This is a genomic window from Streptomyces sp. MnatMP-M17 (assembly GCF_900091995.1).
GTDB lineage: Bacteria > Actinomycetota > Actinomycetes > Streptomycetales > Streptomycetaceae > Streptomyces.
The window spans coordinates 1-1,846 of sequence record NZ_FMDK01001031.1; the positions used below are offsets into that span (position 1 = coordinate 1).

Genomic DNA, 1,846 nt, shown 5'->3' on the forward strand with positions numbered 1-1,846 from the left:
CCCGCGGGCATCGCCGTCGCGGCGGGCACCGGCGACAACATGAGCGCGGCCATCGGTCTGGGCTTCGGCGGCGGCGGGCTGCTGGATCATCCGGTGCTGAGCCTCGGCACCTCGGGCACGGTGTTCGCCGCCACCCGTACCCGTCCCGACTCGCCCGCGCTCGCGGGATTCGCCGCGGCGGACGGTACGTATCTGCCGCTGGCCTGCACGCTCAACTGCACGCTCGCCGTGGACAAGGTGGCGGCGCTGCTCAGGCTGGACCGCGAGGACGCGGTGCCGGGCGGCGAGGCCGTCCTGCTGCCGTATCTGGACGGCGAGCGCACGCCCGATCTGCCCGCCGCCTCGGGGCTGCTCACCGGGCTGCGCCATGACACCACTCCGCAGCAGCTGCTGGGCGCCGCCTATGAGGGCGCGATCGTGACGGTCCTGCGCGCGCTGGACGAAGTGCTGCGCGCCTGTGGCCTCGATCCGGCCGATCCGGAGGTCGCGGCACGTCCGCTGCGGCTGGTCGGCGGCGGCGCGCAGGGCCGTATGTGGGTGGACACGGTACGGAGGCTCTCCGGCCGCCAGTTGATCGTCCCGGCCAGCGGCGAACTGGTCGCCCTGGGAGCGGCGGCGCTGGCCGCGGGCGCGGCGACGGGTGAGGACGCGGTGGCGATCGCGGCGTCCTGGCAGACCGGCGAGGGCGAGGAACTGCCGCCGGTGGAGCGGGACATGGAGACCTGGGAGCGCGTGGGGTCGGTCCTGGACCGGGCGGCGCCGAGCCTGCTGTCGTAGGAGCGGGTGCGCGTGGCGGGGGCGTACGGGCGGAGGCGGAGGGGGCCTTCCGTGTCTTCCCGGGCAGGACGGAGCGCAGGTCGTGAGACTCCCGTCACGGCAGTGGGTCCTGTACGGGCCGGTCAGCCGGTGGGCAGGGCGGCTGCGGCCTGGGCCAGGGCGTCCAGGACCGGGCGGATCAGCGGATGGTCCTCCGCGCCACGGCGTACGGCTGCGAAGACTCTGCGGGTCGCGGCCGGGCCGGACACGGGACGTACGACCGTGCCCTTCAGCTCCATCCCGCGCAGCGCCGAACGCGGGACCAGCGCCACCCCGGCGCCCGCTCCGGCGAGCGCGACGACCGCGCGGAAGTCGTCCGAGGAGTGCGCGAGACGCGGCTCGAAGCCGGCCAGTTCGCAGGCGAGCTGTATGACGTCATGGCAAGGGTTGCCGGGATAGGGACCGATCCACTCGCTGTCGGCGAGCGAGGCGAGCGAGACCTCGGCGCTCAGGGCGAGAGGGTGCGCGGCGGGCAGGACCGCGTCGAACGGCTCGGCATACAGCGGCACCCGGGAGAGCCGCAGATCGTCCTCGCGCGGAGCGCCGCGGTACTCGACCGCGACCGCAAGATCCGCCTGTCCGTCCAGCACCATGGGCAGGCTCTCGTCGCCCTCGGCGTCCCGTACGCGCACCCGGATGTCCGGATACGGTCCGGCCAGGAGCTGAAGGGCGGGAGCCAGTACCTCCGCGATACCGGTGGCGAACGCCACGACCGTCACCTCACCTGCCGAGCCGCCCGCGTACGCCGCCAGCTCCGCCTCGGCCCGTTCGAGCTGAGCGAGCACCGCGTGCGCATGACCGAGCAGAATCTCACCGGCCGCCGTCAGCCGTACGCCCCTGCCGCTGCGGGTCAGCAGCGCGTGCCCGGTCTCCTGCTCCAGCACGGCGAGCTGCTGGGAGACGGCCGAGGGAGTCAGATACAGCGCGGCAGCCGCAGCGGTAACCGTACGGTGGTCCGCCACGGCCCGCAGTATCCGCAGCCGCCGTGCATCAATCACCGTGCCATCCTGCCAGGTGGGACCGGCCCCGG

At 74.1% G+C, this 1,846-nt stretch carries 2 protein-coding genes; one reads left to right on the plus strand and one right to left on the minus strand.

The annotated features are described in order from the left end of the window. A partial coding sequence (locus GA0115259_RS35450) for an FGGY-family carbohydrate kinase (RefSeq protein ID WP_256098287.1) occupies positions 1-777 on the plus strand: 777 nt, incomplete at its 5' end. Between the two features lie 122 nt (positions 778-899). Here GA0115259_RS35450 and GA0115259_RS35455 read toward each other — a convergent pair. Beyond that, positions 900-1,814, minus strand: coding sequence for a LysR family transcriptional regulator (locus GA0115259_RS35455; RefSeq protein WP_093604481.1), 915 nt, complete (start codon positions 1,812-1,814; stop codon positions 900-902). Positions 1,815-1,846: the final 32 nt, after the last annotated feature.